Consider the following 21,625-nt stretch of genomic DNA (forward strand, 5'->3'; position numbering starts at 1 on the left):
TTATTTGATATTATCAAGAAACGGGTTAATATATTGGGCCGCGTTACCTCGAGACAATGTTTTAAATTCAATTCGACGAGCTTTTTCTATAAGGTTTGGTAATTCAGCCGTATTATAACAACCTATCAAACAGCCCAATTTCTCCAAATACCGAACAACTTCTTCTTGTGGATGATGACATTCCTGGCCGACTCTTCGAGGAATCGCAACAATACGTTTTTTAAGAAAAATCGCTTCAGAGATTGTACCCCAACCACCTTGAAGAACAACAATACTCGCTCGTCTCATTGCGTCTACCATCTCTTCATGCTCTAAAAACTTAACAATCCGAGCATATTTAAATTCATAACGAGTATTTCCAACCTGCACAAAAACATCCTCTTCCGATTCTTTCGCGAATTCATCAATGGCATGAGCCATCCGAATAAATGACATCTCTGCAGGAGCATTCCCAAAACTTGAAAATATCATAACACACCAGTATATTTAGCATTAGGATAAAACTTACGAAGGCTTTCCCATTGAATTAAGAAGAGGTCTGCGTATTTGTATACGAATCGCCCTGTTCTACTGGGCTCCACCACACAAGCCGCGCTCTCAATATATATTATCTTAGAGTGTAAAAACCATTTAGCTAATAGTATAGTAGGAATCGCAATTCCAGATCCCGTTGATACTACAACTCGTGGCCGTTCCATAATCAGATGCTTCAAACTTTGTATAGCATTGATAAAAAAGCGCACTTTGCTGGTTTGAGGGTCTATGACAAAATAATGCGTTTTACTTTTCAATAATGCGATGGTATGTTTCGTTTTATAAGTTACCCAATACATATCGCCATAAACCCCTTTCGTTGCCTCCATTAATTCATGCAAATGCCCGCCATGAGAGCTAATACAGCAGATTTTTAGATTCCTATTAGCCATTTTTAATAATATTTCGGATTTGCTCTATTGACTCTTGAATGGTCCCGTTATTATCTACCACATGGATGTAAGGCTCCATCAATAACTGCTTATAAACTTCCTGTCGAAACCTAAAATCAGGATCTACTCTATTTTCTAAACGACATTCTAATAAAGCCTTTTCATTCCGCTGAATGACCAGTAACTTTGCATTTGACGGCATAATATTAAGGAACCGACGAGACCAGCAACTATCCAAAAAATCTTTATTGTGAGTTTTTGTCGCTAAATCGACAAGGATATCACAAATCCACCGATCACATATCACTACATCTTGTTTATAAGCAGCCTTGTTATATCTTATCCGGCTAATCCAGCTGTCAAGATATGTAGTAATGATATAAAAACGACAAAAGATTTGTGATTTATAAAATTGATGCTGCCATACAACTCCCATTTCATTCTGAACATGCACACTCAGGCCTAATAAACGTGCTAAAGCGTGCATTCCTTTGGTTAAATAATGATTGAATCGAAGCCAAATATAACCGACGTGCTTACCATCCTTTTCCAAATCTTTTTTTAAAGACTCGATAATCGTACTTTTACCGGAACCGTCTATTCCACTTACTACAATACACTGTGTTCTATTGCTTGAATCCATATTTTTGCTGATTCATTCCATGATGGATGTTTAGACATAAGTTCTTGTGCCTTATTTGCCAGGCTGTTACGTTCAGTTGGATTACGACAAAGCCCAACGATCGTTTGAGCCAAATCCCTAAAATTTCGCTTAGGAGCAATTTTCAAAGCTGAATGTAAATAATCGGTCGTTCCCTCATTTCTAAAGCTAATAACCGGTGTACCACACGACATTACTTCAAAATATGTCAACGGGATTTCCGATGGTATAAGTAAAAATGGAAGTAGAACAGCATATGCAGCAGAAAAGCAGGCCTTGAGTTGTTGAGGGGTAAGACGATCATAACAGATCAATATCTGGTTTTTATGCTGGATTGACTGAACCAAACGTTCAAATTCTGAGAAATCGCTACTTACATCTCGACGCATCAACAAAACTAATCTAAAATCAGGCAATTGATCGGCGATATAATCAAAAGCCCTTATGGCCATTTGGCTTCCTCGGATCTGAGCCGGAGCGCCACTAAACAATAAAAAACGATTTTTATACAAATGAAGTCTTTCCAATATCGTTGTATCCGGCTCTAAGTCTCCAAAATTATCCAACCCGGGCAAAGACATCCATACCTTATTTATAGGCCATCCACTCTTAATTGCATCAGAGGCCGTTAACGGAGATTGACAAATAATGCTATTAAATCCTGCAACTTGTAATTTTCGAGAAAGAATGGAATGGGGAATTATCCGCTCCAGAAAATACGGAAGAACCGTTTTAACCTTTTGAACTCTCCATAAAGCAACAATGCCGCTTAAAGGATATAAGCCTCCGGGAACATATGCTATTTTTTGAGCTTTTATCCTAGATAGCTCAGAAAAATTTTTCGCACCCATCCGGCAGCAAACCGGATAGAAAACAACTTGCCATCCACCTTGGTCAACAAAATGTCGCAAAGCCCGATCTCCATATTCAATTTGATATACTCGAATCCCTTCATAGATGCGTCTGCTTTGATTCAAACCTTGTTCTTGTGCAGAACAGATGGAGGTTTCATATAGTCCCGATCTCGATATGTACTTTGCGATTTCAACCACCGTCCGCCATGGCATTAGGCGTTCTACACCATCAACCATATCTATGGTGTAAAAGAGTATCTTCATATAAAAATGGTTACGAATGCAAGACTTTGATTAAATTATGCATCATAGCGCTTTCCGTGAATTCTTTTTCGAATCGGATTCGAGCACCAATTGCAAGTTTTTCTCGCAACAAAGGATCTAATATAAGCTTTTCCAAAGCATTAGCCAGAGATATGCTATCTGCTCTAGGGATCAACAATCCTTGTTCCCCATCTGTAATCGACTCGCCATTTCCTCCAACCTTAGTTGCGACAATAGCCAGTTGCGCACGCATCGCCTCTAATAAGGCAATAGAATGATTCTCACTAAGAGATGGTATTACAAAAATATCTGCTGCTGCAAGCCAATCTTGCACGTTATCTTGAAATCCCATAAATGAGATTCGATCATCTAACGCATATTCATGGCATATATTTTTTAGATTTGTTAATTCTGGCCCTTCTCCAATCATATAATAATGGAAATCGAGATTTTTCTTCCGCAAGATTTTTATGGCGTCTAACATATAATTCAGCCCCTTAATCTCGTCTATACGAGAAGCTGTTATAATATTTATAATATTAGAAGACATCTTCACGGGATGGCATGAAGACACAGAATTCTTTATTCCATTATGTATTGTAATAACCTTGCAGGCAGGAACACCCTTAGAGATCAAATATTGACGAGAATATTCAGCTACACAGATCGTTTTATATGCAACATGCTTGTACACCCAAATTGACAAACCATTATATAATTTCTCGAGGATTTTTTTTGCTTTAGTCGGAGCTTGGTATGCTCCATGGTACGTTAAAATAGTCTTAGTCCTTACTTTCTTCAGCAATCGTTCAATCAATACGACAATTGCACCATTGAATCCATGTGTAAATATTATATCAGGCTGATAAACACGAATCAAATCGGCTAATTTTCCAACCCACGAGAAATCTTTACGACTTTTTATATTTATAAAATCAGCATTAATCCTTTTTAATGGCTCAATATGCGAGTTTAAACTAAGAATATTGATACAAACATTCCGAATCTCCAACATTTCATCAATCTCATTCAATCGGGCATATGTTAAAAAGCATTTGTCTATCCCAGCACCAAGAGTAAATCCCCAAATAAGATTTAATACTTTCATGATCCTATTTTTATAAATTATTTCGACTAAAAACATCGACAAATTCGGACATCTCAACTCTTTCTGGATAATATGATTTCATACTCCCGTTCTTTTCATCCAATATGATAGGCAACTCATCTGTCCGCATTTTCTTCACCACAACCTCCGGATCATATACATACATATCCAACGGATAACGGACGACAAAGGCTTTAGCACGCAATCCCAACGCCCAAAATGCAGTCTTCCACCAGTTTATAGCGCCAGGCTGAGGAATAAGCCGAAGATCAATATCTGAAGTAGATTTATAACATCCTCTAGATAAAGACCCATAAGCTATAGCTGCCCGTAAAAACTTCTTACGATGACAAGACTCAGATATTTTGATCGTATAGTTCAAGAAATTTGAGGCCGGCACCCCGGTTGCTCCCATATGCGTAAACATGGCAAATAATTGCCCATTAAAAGTAAAATTTAAAGTATGAGCAATCAATAATGATATTATCCAAGGTAAACCACACAACCACAACAAAAATGTAATAAAAATATCCAATCCCAATTTGATAACAACTTCACGCCAATTCATAATGCGCATGCCTTGTAAGATCCATGCAGAAATGAATATCATCCAGCCATATCTACATAATTCACCAATCCATGTACCTTCCAATTTTGCAGGTAAATGCTTTTTCTGTTTTTTGAAAAGAACAGAAATCTTAGATTGCTTTTTCCCCATAATACATCACCATTGGATATTTAAATTAAGAGCTCTACTAATTCTATTAAACGCTTCTTTTTGCCCGGATAAAACAGGTAAATATCGATTAATAAACATTACCATAGGAAATGTTAGAGCGACAGCTATTAATGCACCTATTATAATTGACCAAGTAGACTCCAGATCAATATGAAGTTTCAATAACACAACCCTCACAATTCTAAGGGCAAATGCATTTAAATAATAAAATAATAAAGAATATCTGCCTATATAATTTACAAACCGAATACTACTTACTTTTTTCGATATTAATAAGAGAGAGAGGATTCCAACAAATGCATATATAAAAATAAGCGGTAAATTCTTATAACTGTTAGTTGCAACTACTATGTGACTATCAAAAAAGCAACTATCTAACCCCATCAATCCAATATAGCAAACAACACATCCGCCAATAAATTTCCATGAATTCGGAATAAGAATAGATGTTTCAAAATGTCTATATATTATTCCTAATAGAAAAAATGGACTCATTATCATACATATATTGAAGCAAAATGGGAACCTGTTCGGTAATTCTTTGGACTGTATATATATGTTATTATTAACAAAGGATAAAAAATCATCATAATTAACTTGAATAAAATATCCAAGGCCAAATAGTATAATAGTAGCCAATGATACAAATAGAAGATCAGCTTTAATCCGAATCAAACAAGTATATATAATTTGCAGCACCCCAATCACAACGACAAACCAGGATGCTCTAAACATCAACACATCAATGATTTGTTGTTCAGCATCAATATCTAATAACATTATTTTGGGCCCTAACATGAACACCATAAAAATGACATATGGCACCAAAATAGTCCTAAATACTTGTTTTAGTTTCTCCTTAAAATTAACTAATCGAATATTAGAGGTCACTACTGTCCCGTAAAAGCGGGCAAGTCGGTCTTTGAAATAGTTGAAACATAGTCTATTAGAAGTAATTTTTCATGTGCGACGATTTGAATTTGTAATTTTGCAGCCCATAAAGGGACTGCTCTATGAACAAAGACAAATATGTATTCGCTCAATTGGTTGCATTTCTCGACAACAACAAGTTCCGTCACCTGGTTGACAAGTATGATGGGAACAGGTATGTCAAGAACTTCACCTGCTGGAATCAGCTCATGGCACTCATGTTCGGACAACTCTGTAACCGTGAGAGCCTGCGTGATGTTGTCGTTGCATTGGAGACTCACCAATCCAAATGTTATCACCTTGGAATGGGGCGTAATCCAATAGCGAAAACGACATTTGCCACAGCGAATCAGAATCGTGACTACAGGATCTTTGAAGACTTTGCCTTCTTCATGATGGAACAGGCTCGCAAGAAACGAGCAACCGACATCTTCAAGCTGAAGGGGAATGTTTATGCATTTGATTCAACAACGATTCCGCTCTGCTTGTCAGTATTCTGGTGGGCAAAGTTCCGCAAGAAGAAAGGAGGCGTTAAGGCGCATGTCCTTTATGATCTGGAGTCCCAAGTTTCTGCTTTCTTCCATATTACGACTGCATCGGTACACGATTCAAAGGCAATGAAGGAGATTCCCTATGAATCAGGTTCTTACTACGTATTTGACCGTGGTTACAATGCATTCAAGGAACTCTACAAGATTTGTCTTAATGAATCATACTTCGTGGTTCGGGCGAAGAAGAACTTACAGTACAAGTGTACGAAATGGAAACGTAGATTGCCTAAGAATGTGCTTTCTGATTCCGTTATTGAACTCACGGATGTGAACACACAGAAGAAGTTTCCTGAGAGGCTGCGACTTGTGAGATTTCACGATGACGAGCAAGACAGAGACTTCGCATTTTTGACGAATGCATTCCATCTTACCGCTCTCGAAATTGCTAATCTCTACAAGAACCGATGGCAGATTGAGTTGTTCTTCAAGTGGCTCAAGCAGCACCTCAAGATTAAGAAATTCTGGGGCACTACAGAGAACGCTGTCAGAATACAAATTTGCTCTGCAATCATAACTTATTGCCTTGTCGCCATCGTCCAACACGACATGCGACTAAAGCGGTCAACTTATGAGGTCCTGCAGATTTTGAGCATCTCACTAACGGATAAGACTCCACTGAGAGATCTCTTCGAAAAGACTAATTTCAACGATGTCAAAGAACTCGATTATCCCCTCTTGGAGGGACTATTTGATTAATATTAACTTCGTCCCAATTTTAACGGGACACTAATGATTAGAGGTATATAAATATCCACTTAAAAAGAAAAAGCCGGTTAAGAAAAATGGAGCGAACCACCAGCTGAAAGAATGTTGACTACCTATAATAACCTCACTATGATAAACATACACAAGAATCATCAGAAGGCCCTTACCAAAATCAACCCAATCTTTTCTTTGTTGAAAGTTCATTGCCATAAAATATATGTTGACACATATAGGGCATCGCCCTAATTAATTGGTAAATTGTCGACAAGACAATATCCACGAGAGATAAACCATACCACGGCAAATCCTGCAGCATTTAATATTATTGCAGAATTGCTATATTGAATAAAAATAAATAAAATAATAAAGCAACAAACAATAGAGCATAACGCGATTGCTTGTGCATACCTTGAAATTGATCGTCTAAACAATATCTTATTTCTTGAAAGAAGCTGAAATAAGATTGCAACAAAGAAAAATACATATGAGAATGTACCTATATAACCAACCTGAACAAGAAGTCTTAAATAACCTGGTGCAAATCCATAACCAACACCATATTGCTTAAGTGTATATAATTCAGTACTATTATTTGTCAAGATAATATTAGCATTAAACGCAGATTGGATTAACTCGCCGGCTCCATTACCCATTAACATATGGAGTAATTTGCCAGAATTCATCTGCTGATGAATATAAGCAAAAGCATTACCACGACCAATCGATTGATAAACTTGATTGCTATCCATTTCCCCCCCAAGGTATGCGTCAGAATAATCTAAAATATAAGCAAGATCAAAAGCCCCCCAAACTTTTTGTTCTGGATTAAAAGATGGATTAATCCGAGCCATGAAATAAAAAAGAATAGGAACCAATAACAGACCGCTAATCATATATCGGCTAATATGAACTCTCCTATTCCCCATATATTTATAAAACAACAAGGTTATGATATACATTAGGGGAATGTAAAAGACACTAGCTCGCTTAGCCCCAACAATAGCAAAAATTACAAAGCCCAAAGCAGCCCATAAAAACTTATTTTTGTGATTTATAAAATATACTCCCATGGCCGAAGCAAAACCTGCAAGCGAGAAAAAAGTTGTTATTCCACCTTCATGAACTGACATTGTCCCTATATAAGGTTCACTTATTCCTATTATAAAGAACTTAATAATGCTTGCAAATATCTGAGAAACACATAAATAAACAATTAGACGCGTGAGTAGATTCTGTTCTCTAGCGTCAAATTGCATATTGACAAGTGCTATAAATAGAAGGGGAAGTTCCAAATATTGCATCAGGAATAATATAAACAAAACAATATTGCTTCTACTTCCTGGCAATACTAAAGAAACTAATGATGCAAAAATGAATATGATTAACCAAATGACTCCGGGCCATTGACGTTTTACAGTTGCAAAGAAAATACCAAGAGCAACACCTTCTAAAATAAACCGTGTTATTGTAGAGTTGATTCCAATAAGATCAACCGACCCTTTTAGAAACAAACAAATAACATATATTCCCAATAGAGTAGAGCCACGAGACACTCGATTTTTCAAAAACCAAATGATTACAGGGAATACTGCAATAGCACAGATCGCTAATATCTTACTATACGATCCAACCTGCCAGCCAATCAACTCTTCTTCCATTGCAATGCTGGTATCAACTGATCATTCACAATCATAGGCCAAGTATATTGCATCATTGACAGCCTAATTTGATTGGAATTTATATGACTATGATTTTTGTATATTTCTGTTAATGCATCGGCAAATGCATCCGATGTATCTTGGATTAGAATGCCATTTGTCTCATTAATTACACGGCTATTAGCCGCCGTAGCAGTGGCAATACAAAACAACCCGGACAAACAATATTCGAAGGTTTTAGTAGGGGGCTGATATTCATACCAGTCTGTAATAGGAATAAATGAAACTCCAATATTGCATTTATCAAAATAGTATTTTAACTCATCATATGGCTTTTTACCATGTAATGTGACATATTGTTGTATATTTAGTTCCTCAATGCGATTCTTTAAAAGCTCTCGTTCTTCTCCATCTCCTACAATATCATAATGGATATTTTCAACTGCCATTTGAGAAAGGAACTTATAAAAGCCATCTATAGTCTTTATAATATCTCGATTATAAAGAGTCCCAACATATAACAAACGAAGAGGCTCAAAATCTTTATGCGTAGATGATATAATATCTGCGCCAAGAGAAACAACTGCTAACTTTGATTTATCAAAGCCTATTTGCGATGCTCCCTCTTCAGAAATCATTATTATTCGATCAAATAGAAGTGATTCTTTACGAAACCTTTCATTCTCCTTTTTCCTTTGTTCGGGATCATACGCAACAGATACAGTTCGGAAATTAACAACCATTTTCCTCCACGGAAGCAGTCGTTTATAAATGGAACAATGCGAACCATATGCAATCATAACTTCTCCCCGATGTGTCATGATATATAGAACAACTTTTAAAATAAAACAGATCTCTCCTAACAGCTTAAACCGGCTTGATATTTTACTATATTTTACACATACTCCATTGCTTGAGATCTTCTTTTCACCTTGATCCAAAGTAAAAAAAACAACCTCGTTGCTATTTTTCAGATACTCACAATATTTTAAATAATCAGTCTGATATCCAAATTGCCGGGGAGACACAATAATTATCCGGTTTCTTTTATTTTTCAAAGGAGGAATGAACATATTTTAGAAAATCTTCAAATCCATTAAAAGGAGCCTTATGATCTTTTATCCAATTACCATAAGCATTGCCTAACTGACGTTTATATGGCAAGTCTGGATATTGAGACATATTATGCTTATCAACAAAAAGAGGGAATTCTTCCCAGAAGTCAGATACAACAGGCTGTCGACCATAACGTTTTATAATACTTTGAGCATATATAACTGCCTCATCTATACATAATCGTTTTCGTTTATTATAATATTCATCAATACTACATATTACCCTTGCAGGACAACCAACAGCTACAGAATTAGCAGGAATACTTTTTACAACAACGCTTCCATATCCAATAATACAATTATCGCCAATAGAGACCCCTTTGAGAACTGTACAGTGCCTGGCAAAATAGACATTATTGCCAATCGTAACAGGCCCAGACGACGGAATAAACTCTGAATACAAATTTCTAAATACCCCAGATCCAAAATCATGGGTTAAAAGAGTGAATCCAATATTCAAACGAACATTATTACCAATAGTCACTAAAGATGGCCTTGTAATATCGATCTCAATCTGTTTGGGCTCTGGTATAAAATATCCTTCTCCAATCTCAACACCTAATTTGCGAATATACTTTACATATGCGTCTCCATTTCGAAGAGCCCTAACTCTTTTAATCTTATTTATTATTCGATGAAGTATCATTTTTTCTATGGCTATTTATGCAACTCTTATAATAATTCTCAATTTGTTCCATCACTACATTTTCGGAAAAAGTATGCAATATTGTTTTTTGTGCTTCAAGCCCCATTTGTTGACATTGTTCCAGATTATTCAAAAGAAATTCTATCGCCGATGCGATTTGACACACATTCTCCGGATCAACCAGCAGGCCATTAACTTTATCATTAATAAGTTCTGGACCCGACGCTCGATTTGTATATATAAGCGCCTTACCACAAGCCATAACTTCCATTGCGGCCAAACTAAAATTCTCAAAATAGCTAGGAATAGCACAAAATAAGGATGATGAAATCTTTTGTTTTATTTCCTCCCGAGATAAATAACCCGTAAATTTTATACGCCCTCGATATTGATCGTCAATTAAGGATTGAGCCGCTCTAATCTTCCCCCCTCCTATCATAATGAGATTTATATTAGGATATTTAGAGGCAATACTACAAAAAGCTTTAATTAGTGAAAATGCGCCTTTTGTTTCAATGATCTTACCCAGAAAAACTATTGTATTGCTGCGGCTTGTCGAACAAGCCATTTGAAGATATTTATTCTCTAAAGGATTATAGATAACATCTATTTTTTTATCAACCTGAAGTATGTTCTGAACAAAATTTTTAGAGAACTCACTTACTGCACAGATACGATCAGCAGATAAATAATTATTTATATCATTAGTCCGCTGCACATTTGTAATATACCCTGTTTTATAATATGAAATAAACGAAGGAGCTCCATGCACTCGAATTATTGTAGGTATTCCATAATGAACAAATTGTATAGGCCGAGAAAAATATTTAGATAAAATACTATAATCAGGTTTTTCTATAATCTCTATATTCTTGCTGCGAATTAGAGACATTGCAAAACGATCATTTTGCCGCTGAGCTTTTTTTGCAAAAAAATGCATAGCTCCAATCTTACGCAAAATATTGATTGCTATATTCTTATACCTTTCAGGCATTTTAAATAGCGGCAACAGAATTTTAAAATAGGTTAATCGATATACTATAACCCCATTAATTGATGTCTCATAAGGCAAAGTATGTCCCGCTGGGCGACCACTTAAAACATATACCATATGCCCTTTTCGAACCATTGCCTCCGCAACAATTTTAGTAACTGTTCCAATTCCTCCTGTCTTCGCAGGTGGATATTCATCACACAAGTACAGTATATTCATTATTTATTGTTATAATTTTGTTGCAATATTTTTATTCCTTCTTGTATATCACGTTCATTTATTATTCGGGCAATGTTCTTTTTCACCAAACGAGCTGGAATTCCGCCATACAAAGCAAATTGATCCACCATCTTTTTATTTAAAAGACTATTTGATGCGAGGCTGGAATAATTAGGCAAAAAAGCCCCTTTCAATATAGTTGATCTTTGTCCTATAAATGTTCGACAACCTATAACTATCGACTCTGAATTTGAAATTAAACGCTGTTGCTCCAAATCATAAAAAGGATGGGCATCCGAATCCATTAAGGTACAATCCCAAGATATGAGTGATTGATGTCCTATGACAATTTTTTTATAACATATTATTTTTGTATGCTGACCCATAGAAACTCTTTCGCCAAATGATAAATAAGCTCCTTTACGAAGAGTTATTGACGAACCTGGATTTATTGCACAAGATCCCTGAAAATGACAAACACCACCTTCTACATTCCAAATAAATGGTTCTTGTCTATCAAACACGTCATTACCAGGCAAACCTAACGAAATCATCGCATGTCGAATCGGCCCTGTTATCATTACTTTTCCGCCCTTTGAGTAAAATCTCACCGGTGCCATAAACACAAAGGGAAGATGAATTGCCTGCCTAAAGGGCAGATAATGAAAATTAAAGCGAATGGAAGCTATAATATGCTTTAGAATGCACCATCGGTTGAAATATGATCTTTTCACTGAAAGAGATGATAAAACTTTAATACAACTCGTATTAATAAATCATATATTGACTTAACAAATTTTGATTTATAGTAATATCCATCTATGACAACCGAGTTTCCAAAAACATTATAGGTATGAAAACCATCTGCATATTCTTTTGACGGGGGGAGTATACGCTTGATCTCTTGTAAAATTATCTTCTCTCCTTCCGTAACAATTTTTTGCAAACAAATACCTTCTCCATAATCATTATTGCATATTTGAGCTGGTCGAATCCAATGATTCCCATATTTAAAGATATGACCAGCCCCACGAGCTATATTATCGACAAAACATATATCCTGTTTTTTTTCATAAGGCCCAAATAATTCTCGGGCATGAAAAAGCTCACAAACATTCCCATTACAATTATATGATTGGGTTGTAAAGATTAAAAATTCATCATGAAATGATGCTATGACAGCATCAGTCAAAGGCTTATAAACTAATACACCTTCGCACTTCATTCCATCATTATAATTATAATAGTAGGTAGCACCAGAACGACTATTTTCAGGAATTACATATATTATTCCGTTATGCTTTATAAAGTTGGGAAAAGAAAGATGCGTGGGTAATTCTAGCAAGCATTCATTTTTTATCAATCGACAAGTTTTTTTATCAATTGTCAATCGCGCAATACGGCCTTTGCCCGTATCATACATAAACTCTTCGACTAGAACGACATAATGCATTTTATCTTCCTCAATGAGGAACGGATCTGCAAACCATCGATCTGAATAATTATGCTTAAGCCATCGTATATTTATCGGCTGTAAATCTTGCTGCAAATCGCAAATTGCGATATTCCATTGTTTATCGGCATATTTATATTTAACAATATTCAATATTTTTTTTAATCTACTCATCTTTTATACTTTGAATTGTACATGATATATATATTCATCCTTTCCTCCAAGATCATACTTATACTTTTCATTACCACGAGTAAAATCTATTGAGTCTAGATGCTGTTCCTCAAGAAATATTTTAATCTGATTATACATTGATAATAAGCCCGGAGAATATCTAGCAAATTTAGGATTTACCCCGGCACACATTACTACCAAGCTATTACGAAACATATCATATCCCCCATGAAAAAAAGCACAAAGCTCATCTTGACATGTAATCGTTAACAACCATCCTTGGGTATGAACATCCAATACATGATAAACCGGAAACTGATATTTTAAAATACGTTCTACATTGTTTCGACATTTTTGCATCAATGACATCTGTTTTTTAGCTCGACTAGTTTTAAGGTCTAACCTCATTTCCCTAATCATCTTACAGTTATCAATCAACAAGCGATCAGTTGTCTCTTTATAAAATGTTTGCGTTAAAACCAAGCCTGATTTTTGACAACGGTTCTTGGCTGTACGTAAATTCTGCCGTACGTGCTTAGATAGCATATTCTCATATTGGCTACTACTATCGGGTAAAGCGAGTTTAACACAATATCGATTGGTGAATCTTCACAACCGTTTTTGTCCGCACTATATATTGATAACTTGCGCTATACTCCGGCATACATTCTAGAAAATAACGCGAGATCCCATAATTTGTTCTCACATAAACGAATATAGCGTCTAATGCCAAAGGATCAAATGACTTATAAATAAAATTGAGGTAATCAGTATAACCGCCTCTACCAAAGAAATAACACCCTTTCTTATTTATAAATCCAAATGTTCTCCGCAATATCCATAATGGAGCAATTAGTATTGGCTGTAAACCATTTGATACCACCAAATATAAAACTTCCCCTTTTAAAGGGATCATTGAATTTATAATTTCATACCAATCATATGATTGGAAGTAGGTCATATCTTTTCCTTCATATAGTTTATCCCAAACATCTTTTAGCTTCTTAAAACCAAATGGATCATATGCCTGAACTCTATATTTACACATAGTTACCACGTTTTAAGTTCCTGATTACAAAAGTGCCCATGAACATAGTTTGCACAATTGAGGCTATTAAATAAGCAAAAGCTAAGCTATTTTCAGGTTGCTGGGCAGATTTTGCGAAATACAGATACGCAGAAATAATAACAACAGCCCAAATCACATTATAAGTAAAAACTCGATAAGCTTGTCCCGAAGAGATAACTATCGTGCCACATAGATTTGAGACTGAATCAATAATTGCAGCAAACGCTAAAATATACAAAGGAGTTAGATTAGTATATCCACCCCCATATAATGACAATATTTTATGACCAAATATACAGATGCCGAAGAATAGAATTCCCGTTACAAAAAGATTTATCATAAGATTAATTTTAATCGCAATCTTCCTTTCTTGCTTATTATTCATAGAACTCGACAAAATAGGCAATAACACATTTGCTACAATTCCAGGAATAAATAATAATTGGGATTTCCATTGTTCTGCGACATCGTAATTTGCCATATTTTCAAAACCAGCATGTTGTACCACCCATGTTTTTACCCACCAATATGCCCCCATTGTAATCCAAGAAGAGATAGCAATAGGGAGGCTAAAAGAATAAATGACTTTAAAATCAGAGAACCTTAAGGTTTTAATTGTTTCAATGACTGAAACTCCAAGGCTGCAAATATGTTTACGAATATAAAATGTATTATAACACCATGCTATAAAATATGTAAAGCCAAAACCCAAAATTGCTCCTACCAACCCAAAGAACTTAGCGCCAATACATAATAGTATAATTTCAGAACAGCCCATTATTAAATTTGTCGTAGCAATACGTTTAAAATCCTCAAAGCCGGATAATGTTCCTGTCTGAGCTCCATTTATCAGCGTAAAGAATAATATAATACCGGCAATTCTAATATCTACTGCTAGTTCTGGTGCATTAAGTTTATGATTCGCAATAATACCAGCAGCACTAATTAGAATAATACAAGCAATAAGGCCCATCAGAAAAACGAATATATTAGCAATACAATATATTCTAACTGCCATATGCGGATTTGAGATACGATATTGGGCAATATGCTTGGTGGCAGTTGCACCTATACCAAATGCCGTAAGTCCCACAAAAAGTTGAATCGTTGATCGGATAATACCCAATTGTCCATATACCTCTTTTGATAAGATTCTAGCCACGATGATAGTCGCGACAAAAACCATTATTTTCGATACAATTGTACCTACTAAAACCCAAAATGAGCCGGATACAATTCGCCTTGTAATATTGGAATTATCGGTCTTTAATAGTTTGAAAAACATGAATCTTCGTAAATCGAAATACCATTTTACTATTTATCTGCTATTCTCTGGAACCAGAAGAAGATACCCGTTCGATTAAGGTGCGTGCGGTAGCCGATGCGGTGAAGCAAGCGGACAAATTGCGTCTTGTGACGGATATGCCACTCCATGAAGTTATAAAGGCCAAATGTAATCAGGATGCTCAACACAAGCACGATATACAGTTGGACATCAATCGAGCAGCCGGCCATGTAGCTGACCCACCAGCACGGCACCACGAAGAAGTTCAAGATCAAAATCGCAAGGGTCGTGGCGGCATGCGAGCATCCTAGGCGGATGAACATGTGGTGCAGGTGCGTCTTGTCCGGGTGGAACGGAGACTTGCGCTTCAGGATGCGCGTCGTCATCACGCGGAGCGTATCAAAGACCGGGACGGATAGGACCGCCAGCGTAAAGGGAACCAGCCCGATATTTGCCGCATCATAAACCTCGCTCATCGAGCCGTGGCGCAGGATTCGGATCACGAAGACCGACATGACGATACCCATAACCAACGTTCCGCCATCGCCGATGAACATCTTCGAGTTCTTTCCGAAGACGTTGTGGAAGAAGAACGGAATCAGCGATCCGGCTGCCACGACAGCCAACATGCCCATTGTCCGATCCCCCACGTACCAGAACATCACACCGAAAAGAAGGCTCGTCAAGATGCAGTAGCCCGACGAGAGGCCGTCTACCCCGTCGATCAGGTTGATGGCATTGATGATGCCCACGGCCGCAAAGACCGTCAGCGGAATAGCCACCCCTTGCGGGATCTGATTGAGGCCCCACAACCCGTGGAAGTCATTCAAGGTGTATCCTCCGACGAAAATCAGCAGCAGAACCGTGCCGATCTCGATCAGGAACCGCAGGACCGGCGAAAGATCGAGGATGTCATCCATCGTGCCGGTATAGAGCATAATCATCATCGCGACGACGACGATGAAGAGTTCGGAGCAGTCGCAAGTTATACTGGCACAGCCCAGCCCGATGACCGATCCGAAGAAGAAGGCAATACCGCCCAGAACGGGAGTCGGACGACGTTGCAGTTTGCGGGCATTGGGATTGTCGACGATGTTCTTGTCGAGGGCGATCCGCACCAAACGCGGATGAATCCAATGGACGCTCAGAATAGCGACCAGAAAAGAGAGGATGTATAACATAACCGAATAGCGATAAGGCAATTTTGAGGGGCATAATCGCGAAGCTGGCTGTTGAACCGTAGTGGTCGGATTCCCTCAACACGGGGACCTCCGCGAATAGGCTTTCAAGGGTATTTATTTGATCAATAGCTATTTCATCCGTTCGAGCCGGTATGGTGGCTCAACCAGCAGTCATAATCATCGAGACGTCGAAGCAGTTGCGCCTTGCTCTTCTTGAGCGGCTGCTCCCCGCGCCACGGATCAACCGCGGCATGGGCCTGTTCATAATCCAGACAGCAGTTCGTGCAGCCGTAAAGCGTCACCAGCAGCAGCGACCGCGACTGTTCGGCCCGGATCAGCGGAAGAATGCTCCGAACGGTTCCGAGCAACTGATCGAAGGCTTCGCGGTCGCCCAGGATGGCATAGGCCGGAAGCAGCATCGAATAGAGTTTGCAGCGCATCACATCGCTGTCCAGCTGGAGGTTGGCATATTGCTGCAGGACCTCCGACGCCAAGGCCCGGTCGGCGTCTGTCACCCCCTCGGGCGAGTGGTAGCGTTTCAGCGCTTTGTGGAGTCCAGCCGGGAGGCGGTCGCCGTTCAAGCGCGTATAGACATGGCGGTTGTCCGCATTCAGCGCAATCACCTCATATTGCCCGGGTTCGACACAGAGCAGCGGCACATACATGCAGTTCTCCACACAGACCATCACCTCCTTGCGGCCCCCTCCAGGCTGAATGATGACGCTGGCCTCAACCCCCTTGAACTGCCCCTCGGTGATGCGGATCCGGTCGCCCTTCATCAGTCGTTCGGGGCCGGGCGTGTAGACCGGCAGCACGTCAGAATAGGAGGCAGCCACCCACTTCAGGTTCTCCATCGCCTCGTCCGAAAGGTAGGGATAGTAGGCATCGTCCTTCTCGCGGACACGGGGCAGGAAGTTATACTGAGGCAAGAAACGTTTCATCCGGTAGATCTCCGCCTCCGAGGCGTGGATGAAGACGTAGTTGTAGAGCAGCGGATGGTTCGTGCGGACCAACTCCCCGTGTTGTTTCCGAACCTCGACATACGAAGGGGCAAAGTATTCGAAAACCGGCTCTCCGTTTCGAGTCCGGCGCTCCAGCTCCATCCGCAGGGCCCGGGCCGGATTCCCCTGATAGTGGCCTTGACGCGACGTCGGAAGGGCCAGCACATACCATCTGACGGCATTGCTGTTCTTTCTGGCACGGAGTTGCTCCGAGACCGAATCTGTCCAGTTCCAACCGATCTTGTTCGAACTTGCCATGATTTGCAGTCGAAAGTGAAAATGACCGGAGATTCATCTCATTCACGGGCAAATCCCGGCCTTGCCAATGCACGAATTTAATGTGCTGACATTCAGATGATTGAACCTAAAATAGAAACATTCGTGAAAATTTTGGGCCAACAGAATCCCATCGATCTGCCGAGTCCACCTTCCAAAATCTCACGTCTCTATTTAAGAAATCACACATCACTGCCGCAAAGGTAAAAAAAATGGGACTCAGAACAAAAAAAAACAGCACATTTCTCATCCTTGTAACATTGTCTTGTGAGGTCTTTATTTAGTTCATACTCCGAACTTTAAAACTATCACTTCGCGCCAGGTCCTGCCAATGGTTTCAAGAACCGCATTCCAGATATGCCAGAGGCCGATTGTGCCATAATTCTACACAAAATACACCTCCCGAATGGATGGTGAAACGGTCAATATTCGTATGCTTTTGACTGCTAAACAATTTAGGTCACGTATGGTTTCTTAAATAGAGACCTTACTCCCGCATAAACGGGAGGTAATTCTATTACGGGAAAGCAAAAGAAGTGCGGGATTATGTGCGGTTGAAACACACGTGCGAAACTGTATGAAATTTTTAAGCATCACTCAAAAGAAATACGCAATTTACTATTTGTCAGGCTATTACATTTAGCCTGACGAGGTCGCGGAGCGCAATCTCCCGAAAAGAATGGCAAAATCCGTGTCGTCCGCACTCACCCGAACCGCCGATCCAACCGAATCCGCCGCAACCCCGGTTTCCGAGGCCCAGAACCGCCATATCGTGCGCTGGTACGTGATGGTCTACCCGACCAGCAGCCGGGCCATGACCGAGGAGCTGGATCGCGAACTGACCCGCAGGCGGCGCGACAACGAGCCTCTGTTCGAGTACTTTGCACCGGTTCTTGTCGAGGCCAGAAAGATGAACGGGCGGCTGGTGACAACCCGACGTTCGCTGTTGTACAACTACCTGTTCGTACACGCGTCGGAGTGCGAAATCTACCGGATCAAGCAGCGCCTGCCCCAATACAACCTGCTCCCGCGCGTTAAGGACAGCAAGGAGAGCTACCACTACCCCTATCTGACCGACAAGGCCATGCGTGATCTTCAATGGATTGCGCGTTCGTATGCCGAGCCAATACCGATCTGCACCGCAGACCCCGCCTGGCTGGTCAAAGGTGACCGGATTCGTATCACGGAAGGGCGTTTTGCGGGAATTGAGGCCAAAGTCGTCACAAACACCCCCACACGCCACAAGGAGATCCTGGTCTCGATCGACAACTGGATGTGCGTCCCGCTGCTGAAGGTCCAGCCCGGGGAGTATGAGGTGGTCGAACTGAATGCCGAAACCCCGAGTTATTACTCCCGACTGAACAACAGCAAACTCCTCGACCGGATCCACGACGCCCTGTGCAGGCATCTGGCCGGGAAAGGCGCAGACGAGGATCGCCGAATCGCCACCGAGGTACTGCAGGAGTACGGGTGTCTGACGCTCGAATCCGACATCATGCGCAGCAAACTCTATGCCCTGCTGCTACAGGCCTACACGATTCTCGACGAAACGTCGAAGCGCGAGAGTCAACTCGTGGCGATCCAGAAGATGCTGCCGGCCGTGCGGGCCGAGCAATCCCGGGCCCTCTTGCTCGTGACGCTCTATGGGTGCACGGACAATCGGCTCTACTACGATCAGGCGCACGCCCTGATCGATCCCTGGCTCGCGGAGAAATCGCCCAAGAAGAGCAAGGCGCAGCTGATCCGCCACCTGGCTGATTTCGACCGAGAGTTTGGCCACGGAGGCGAATAAGCCCTTTCACGGATCCGGAATCCGCCAAGATCGCACGCTGTTTTTGAATTACAACCCAATAAAATTCATACATCAGATCATGTATCGTTTAATTGAAAAACTGCGACTGGATCGTTATATCAGTTCACGGTTGATTCTTGCATTGGACCTGTTGGTTTCGGTCGGGGCCTCTATCATCTCGCTGTTAGTTGCAAGCATTCTTTTGGGTGCTGAAGCCCTTATCTGGAAAACAATCGGCTGGTGGCTCGGAGGATCCGTTGTCTTTTCCTGGATCGCGTTCGTGTTGCTCCAAACCCACAAATCAATCATCCGTCACGCCACCTTGCGGGGTTTGGGCCGTTTGAGTGTCGCCGTTGTTTTCAAGGGAATTGGGATCGCAGTTATATTGGCTTTGGGTGTCGCTGGCCCGACATTTCCAGCGATCTGGATCACTCTGTTGTTTGACATATTGTTGAGCCTTTCAGGACTGGTGATTATGCGCGTTGCCATGGTTGTCGTCTATGACTGGCTCAAAGACAGCCGTCAAAGGCATTGCAAATGCCAGCGGATCCTGATCTACGGAACCGGCGACAAGGGCGTTTCGTTGGTGACCCAACTCCAAAATTCTCAAGAGTATCAGGTCGTCGGTTTCCTGACCTACGGCAAAACACTGAAGAATCATATGCTGGCCGATCTCCCGGTCTACTACTTCGAGACCGAAGAGAATGTCAAGTACCTGCACAACTGCAAGGATATTGACGCCATTCTCTTCGCCCACGTCCATGAGGCTCGCGAAGAGCAGGAGCGCCTAATCCATTATTGTACGGACTGCAACCTCAAGGTGCTGATCGCTCCCTCGATCGACGAGGTGGTCGACGGCAAGGTGCAGCGTCAGGCAATCCGCGAGATCAGGATCGAGGACCTGCTGGGACGTGAAGAGATCAAGATCTCGATGAACGAGATCATCGCCAACTTCCGCGGCAAGACGATCCTGGTTACGGGCGCGGCGGGGTCCATCGGTTCGGAGTTGTGCCGCCAGCTGGCGACGTTCGGAGTCAAGGAACTCGTGCTGTTCGACAACTCCGAGACGCCGATGCACAACATCCGCCTCGAGTTGGAGGATCGCTTCCCCAATCTGAAGTTCATCCCCGTAATCGGCGATGTGCGCATGATCCCGCGTCTGGACTTCGCCTTCCGCACCTACCGTCCGCAGGTGGTCTTCCACGCGGCAGCCTACAAGCACGTGCCGCTGATGGAGGAGAACCCCTGCGAAGCCGTGCTGGCCAACGTCGCCGGTTCGCGTAACGTGGCCGACAAGTGTATCGAATACGACGTCGAGAAGATGGTCATGATCTCGACGGACAAGGCCGTCAACCCGACCAACATCATGGGCTGTACGAAACGTCTGGCCGAGATCTACGTGCAGTCGCTCGGTCTGGCCATCGAAGCCGGCAAGGTGAAGGGCAAGACGAAGTTCGTCACGACGCGTTTCGGCAACGTGCTGGGTTCGAACGGTTCGGTGATCCCGCGCTTCCGCGAGCAGATCGCCAAGGGTGGCCCGGTTACGGTGACACACCCCGACATCACGCGCTTCTTCATGACGATCCCGGAGGCCTGCCGCCTGGTGATGGAGGCCGCCACGATGTCGACGGGCACCCAGATCTTTGTCTTCGACATGGGTAAGTCGGTGAAGATCGCCCACCTGGCCAAGCGCATGATCGAGCTGGCCGGACTGGAGGTTGACAAGGACATCAAGATCGAATACACGGGATTGCGCCCTGGCGAGAAACTCTACGAAGAGGTGCTGTCGAACACGGAGAACACGCTTCCGACGTCGCACGACCGCATCCGCATCGCTAAGGTCCGCGAGTACGACTTCAGCGACGCGCGCATGGCAGCCACGGAACTTGAGAATCTCTCCCGCTCCGTAAATATTCCAGACATGGTACGCCTAATGAAACAAACCGTTCCGGAATTCATTTCAAAAAATTCCGAATATGAGAAGTTTGATTGATTGTTCTTGAATTATAATAATCAAATTATTA

Annotated in this window: 21 protein-coding genes; 3 read left to right on the forward strand and 18 right to left on the reverse strand. The window is 41.1% G+C overall.

Features of this window, described 5'->3' with window-relative positions:
- Genes NQ492_RS06265 through NQ492_RS06295 form a run of 7 tightly spaced genes read right to left on the reverse strand, consistent with a single transcriptional unit; the run spans position 1 to position 5,443 of the window.
- Positions 1-471 (reverse strand): glycosyltransferase, encoded by a 471-nt coding sequence (locus NQ492_RS06265; RefSeq protein WP_083810213.1) that lies wholly within the window; start codon positions 469-471, stop codon positions 1-3.
- Entirely contained in the window at positions 468-926 is a 459-nt protein-coding gene (gene pssD, locus NQ492_RS06270) for a PssD/Cps14F family polysaccharide biosynthesis glycosyltransferase (protein WP_083810212.1), read from the reverse strand. The genes NQ492_RS06265 and pssD overlap by 4 nt, the downstream gene beginning before the upstream one ends.
- Positions 919-1,569 carry a thymidylate kinase gene (locus NQ492_RS06275; protein ID WP_044054348.1) on the reverse strand — a complete coding sequence of 217 codons (651 nt, stop codon included), beginning with the start codon at positions 1,567-1,569 and terminating at the stop codon, positions 919-921. Before NQ492_RS06275 ends, pssD begins: the two co-directional genes overlap by 8 nt.
- Positions 1,536-2,705, reverse strand: coding sequence for a glycosyltransferase (locus NQ492_RS06280; RefSeq protein ID WP_083810282.1), 1,170 nt, complete (start codon positions 2,703-2,705; stop codon positions 1,536-1,538). The genes NQ492_RS06275 and NQ492_RS06280 overlap by 34 nt, the downstream gene beginning before the upstream one ends.
- A 10-nt stretch (positions 2,706-2,715) precedes the next feature.
- A complete protein-coding gene (locus tag NQ492_RS06285) occupies positions 2,716-3,813 on the reverse strand; it encodes a glycosyltransferase (protein WP_044054346.1) in 1,098 nt (365 codons plus the stop codon).
- A gap of 10 nt (positions 3,814-3,823) precedes the next feature.
- Complete coding sequence (locus tag NQ492_RS06290) at positions 3,824-4,531, reverse strand: nucleotidyltransferase domain-containing protein (RefSeq protein WP_044054345.1); 708 nt, start codon at positions 4,529-4,531, stop codon at positions 3,824-3,826.
- A 6-nt stretch (positions 4,532-4,537) separates the two neighbouring features.
- Entirely contained in the window at positions 4,538-5,443 is a 906-nt protein-coding gene (locus tag NQ492_RS06295; protein WP_326929414.1) for an acyltransferase family protein, read from the reverse strand.
- 122 nt (positions 5,444-5,565) lie between these two features.
- On the opposite strand from NQ492_RS06295, the gene NQ492_RS06300 reads away from it, so the two are divergent.
- A complete protein-coding gene (locus tag NQ492_RS06300; RefSeq protein ID WP_141405246.1) occupies positions 5,566-6,729 on the forward strand; it encodes an IS4 family transposase in 1,164 nt (387 codons plus the stop codon).
- 251 nt (positions 6,730-6,980) lie between these two features.
- Here NQ492_RS06300 and NQ492_RS06305 read toward each other — a convergent pair whose 3' ends face one another.
- The 11 genes from NQ492_RS06305 to NQ492_RS06355 all read right to left on the reverse strand — a co-directional run bounded on the left by NQ492_RS06305 (position 6,981) and on the right by NQ492_RS06355 (position 17,791).
- Positions 6,981-8,396, reverse strand: coding sequence for a hypothetical protein (locus NQ492_RS06305; protein ID WP_157359474.1), 1,416 nt, complete (start codon positions 8,394-8,396; stop codon positions 6,981-6,983).
- The gene (locus tag NQ492_RS06310; RefSeq protein WP_172633815.1) at positions 8,381-9,454 is read right to left on the reverse strand and encodes a glycosyltransferase; all 1,074 of its coding nucleotides are present in this window, start codon (positions 9,452-9,454) and stop codon (positions 8,381-8,383) included. The genes NQ492_RS06305 and NQ492_RS06310 overlap by 16 nt, the downstream gene beginning before the upstream one ends.
- On the reverse strand, positions 9,444-10,157 hold the full coding sequence (locus tag NQ492_RS16195; protein WP_083810211.1) for an acyltransferase: 714 nt from the start codon (positions 10,155-10,157) through the stop codon (positions 9,444-9,446). Before NQ492_RS16195 ends, NQ492_RS06310 begins: the two co-directional genes overlap by 11 nt.
- The gene (locus NQ492_RS06320; RefSeq protein WP_083810210.1) at positions 10,132-11,370 is read right to left on the reverse strand and encodes a glycosyltransferase family 4 protein; all 1,239 of its coding nucleotides are present in this window, start codon (positions 11,368-11,370) and stop codon (positions 10,132-10,134) included. Before NQ492_RS06320 ends, NQ492_RS16195 begins: the two co-directional genes overlap by 26 nt.
- The gene (locus NQ492_RS06325) at positions 11,370-11,990 is read right to left on the reverse strand and encodes an acyltransferase (protein ID WP_157359473.1); all 621 of its coding nucleotides are present in this window, start codon (positions 11,988-11,990) and stop codon (positions 11,370-11,372) included. Before NQ492_RS06325 ends, NQ492_RS06320 begins: the two co-directional genes overlap by 1 nt.
- Positions 11,991-12,100: 110 nt before the next feature.
- Positions 12,101-12,997, reverse strand: a complete 897-nt coding sequence (locus NQ492_RS06330) for a glucosamine inositolphosphorylceramide transferase family protein (RefSeq protein WP_157359472.1) — start codon at positions 12,995-12,997, stop codon at positions 12,101-12,103.
- A gap of 3 nt (positions 12,998-13,000) precedes the next feature.
- The gene (locus NQ492_RS06335) at positions 13,001-13,543 is read right to left on the reverse strand and encodes a GNAT family N-acetyltransferase (RefSeq protein WP_083810209.1); all 543 of its coding nucleotides are present in this window, start codon (positions 13,541-13,543) and stop codon (positions 13,001-13,003) included.
- A gap of 37 nt (positions 13,544-13,580) precedes the next feature.
- Complete coding sequence (locus NQ492_RS06340; protein ID WP_157359471.1) at positions 13,581-14,045, reverse strand: GNAT family N-acetyltransferase; 465 nt, start codon at positions 14,043-14,045, stop codon at positions 13,581-13,583.
- Complete coding sequence (locus NQ492_RS06345; protein ID WP_083810208.1) at positions 14,038-15,351, reverse strand: oligosaccharide flippase family protein; 1,314 nt, start codon at positions 15,349-15,351, stop codon at positions 14,038-14,040. Before NQ492_RS06345 ends, NQ492_RS06340 begins: the two co-directional genes overlap by 8 nt.
- A 29-nt stretch (positions 15,352-15,380) precedes the next feature.
- Positions 15,381-16,532 (reverse strand): glycosyltransferase family 4 protein, encoded by a 1,152-nt coding sequence (locus tag NQ492_RS06350; protein WP_044054340.1) that lies wholly within the window; start codon positions 16,530-16,532, stop codon positions 15,381-15,383.
- A gap of 134 nt (positions 16,533-16,666) precedes the next feature.
- Complete coding sequence (locus tag NQ492_RS06355; protein WP_015547107.1) at positions 16,667-17,791, reverse strand: transcription antiterminator; 1,125 nt, start codon at positions 17,789-17,791, stop codon at positions 16,667-16,669.
- Positions 17,792-18,488: 697 nt separating this feature from the next.
- Between NQ492_RS06355 and NQ492_RS06360 the strand changes: the two genes are divergently transcribed.
- Together NQ492_RS06360 and NQ492_RS06365 are read left to right on the forward strand one after the other, a co-directional pair.
- Positions 18,489-19,601 carry a hypothetical protein gene (locus tag NQ492_RS06360; RefSeq protein ID WP_015547106.1) on the forward strand — a complete coding sequence of 371 codons (1,113 nt, stop codon included), beginning with the start codon at positions 18,489-18,491 and terminating at the stop codon, positions 19,599-19,601.
- Positions 19,602-19,680: 79 nt separating this feature from the next.
- Positions 19,681-21,594 (forward strand): polysaccharide biosynthesis protein, encoded by a 1,914-nt coding sequence (locus tag NQ492_RS06365; RefSeq protein WP_172633814.1) that lies wholly within the window; start codon positions 19,681-19,683, stop codon positions 21,592-21,594.
- The last annotated feature ends 31 nt before the right edge of the window (positions 21,595-21,625 follow it).

The organism is Alistipes shahii WAL 8301, assembly GCF_025145845.1.
In the GTDB taxonomy this organism is placed as follows: domain Bacteria; phylum Bacteroidota; class Bacteroidia; order Bacteroidales; family Rikenellaceae; genus Alistipes; species Alistipes shahii.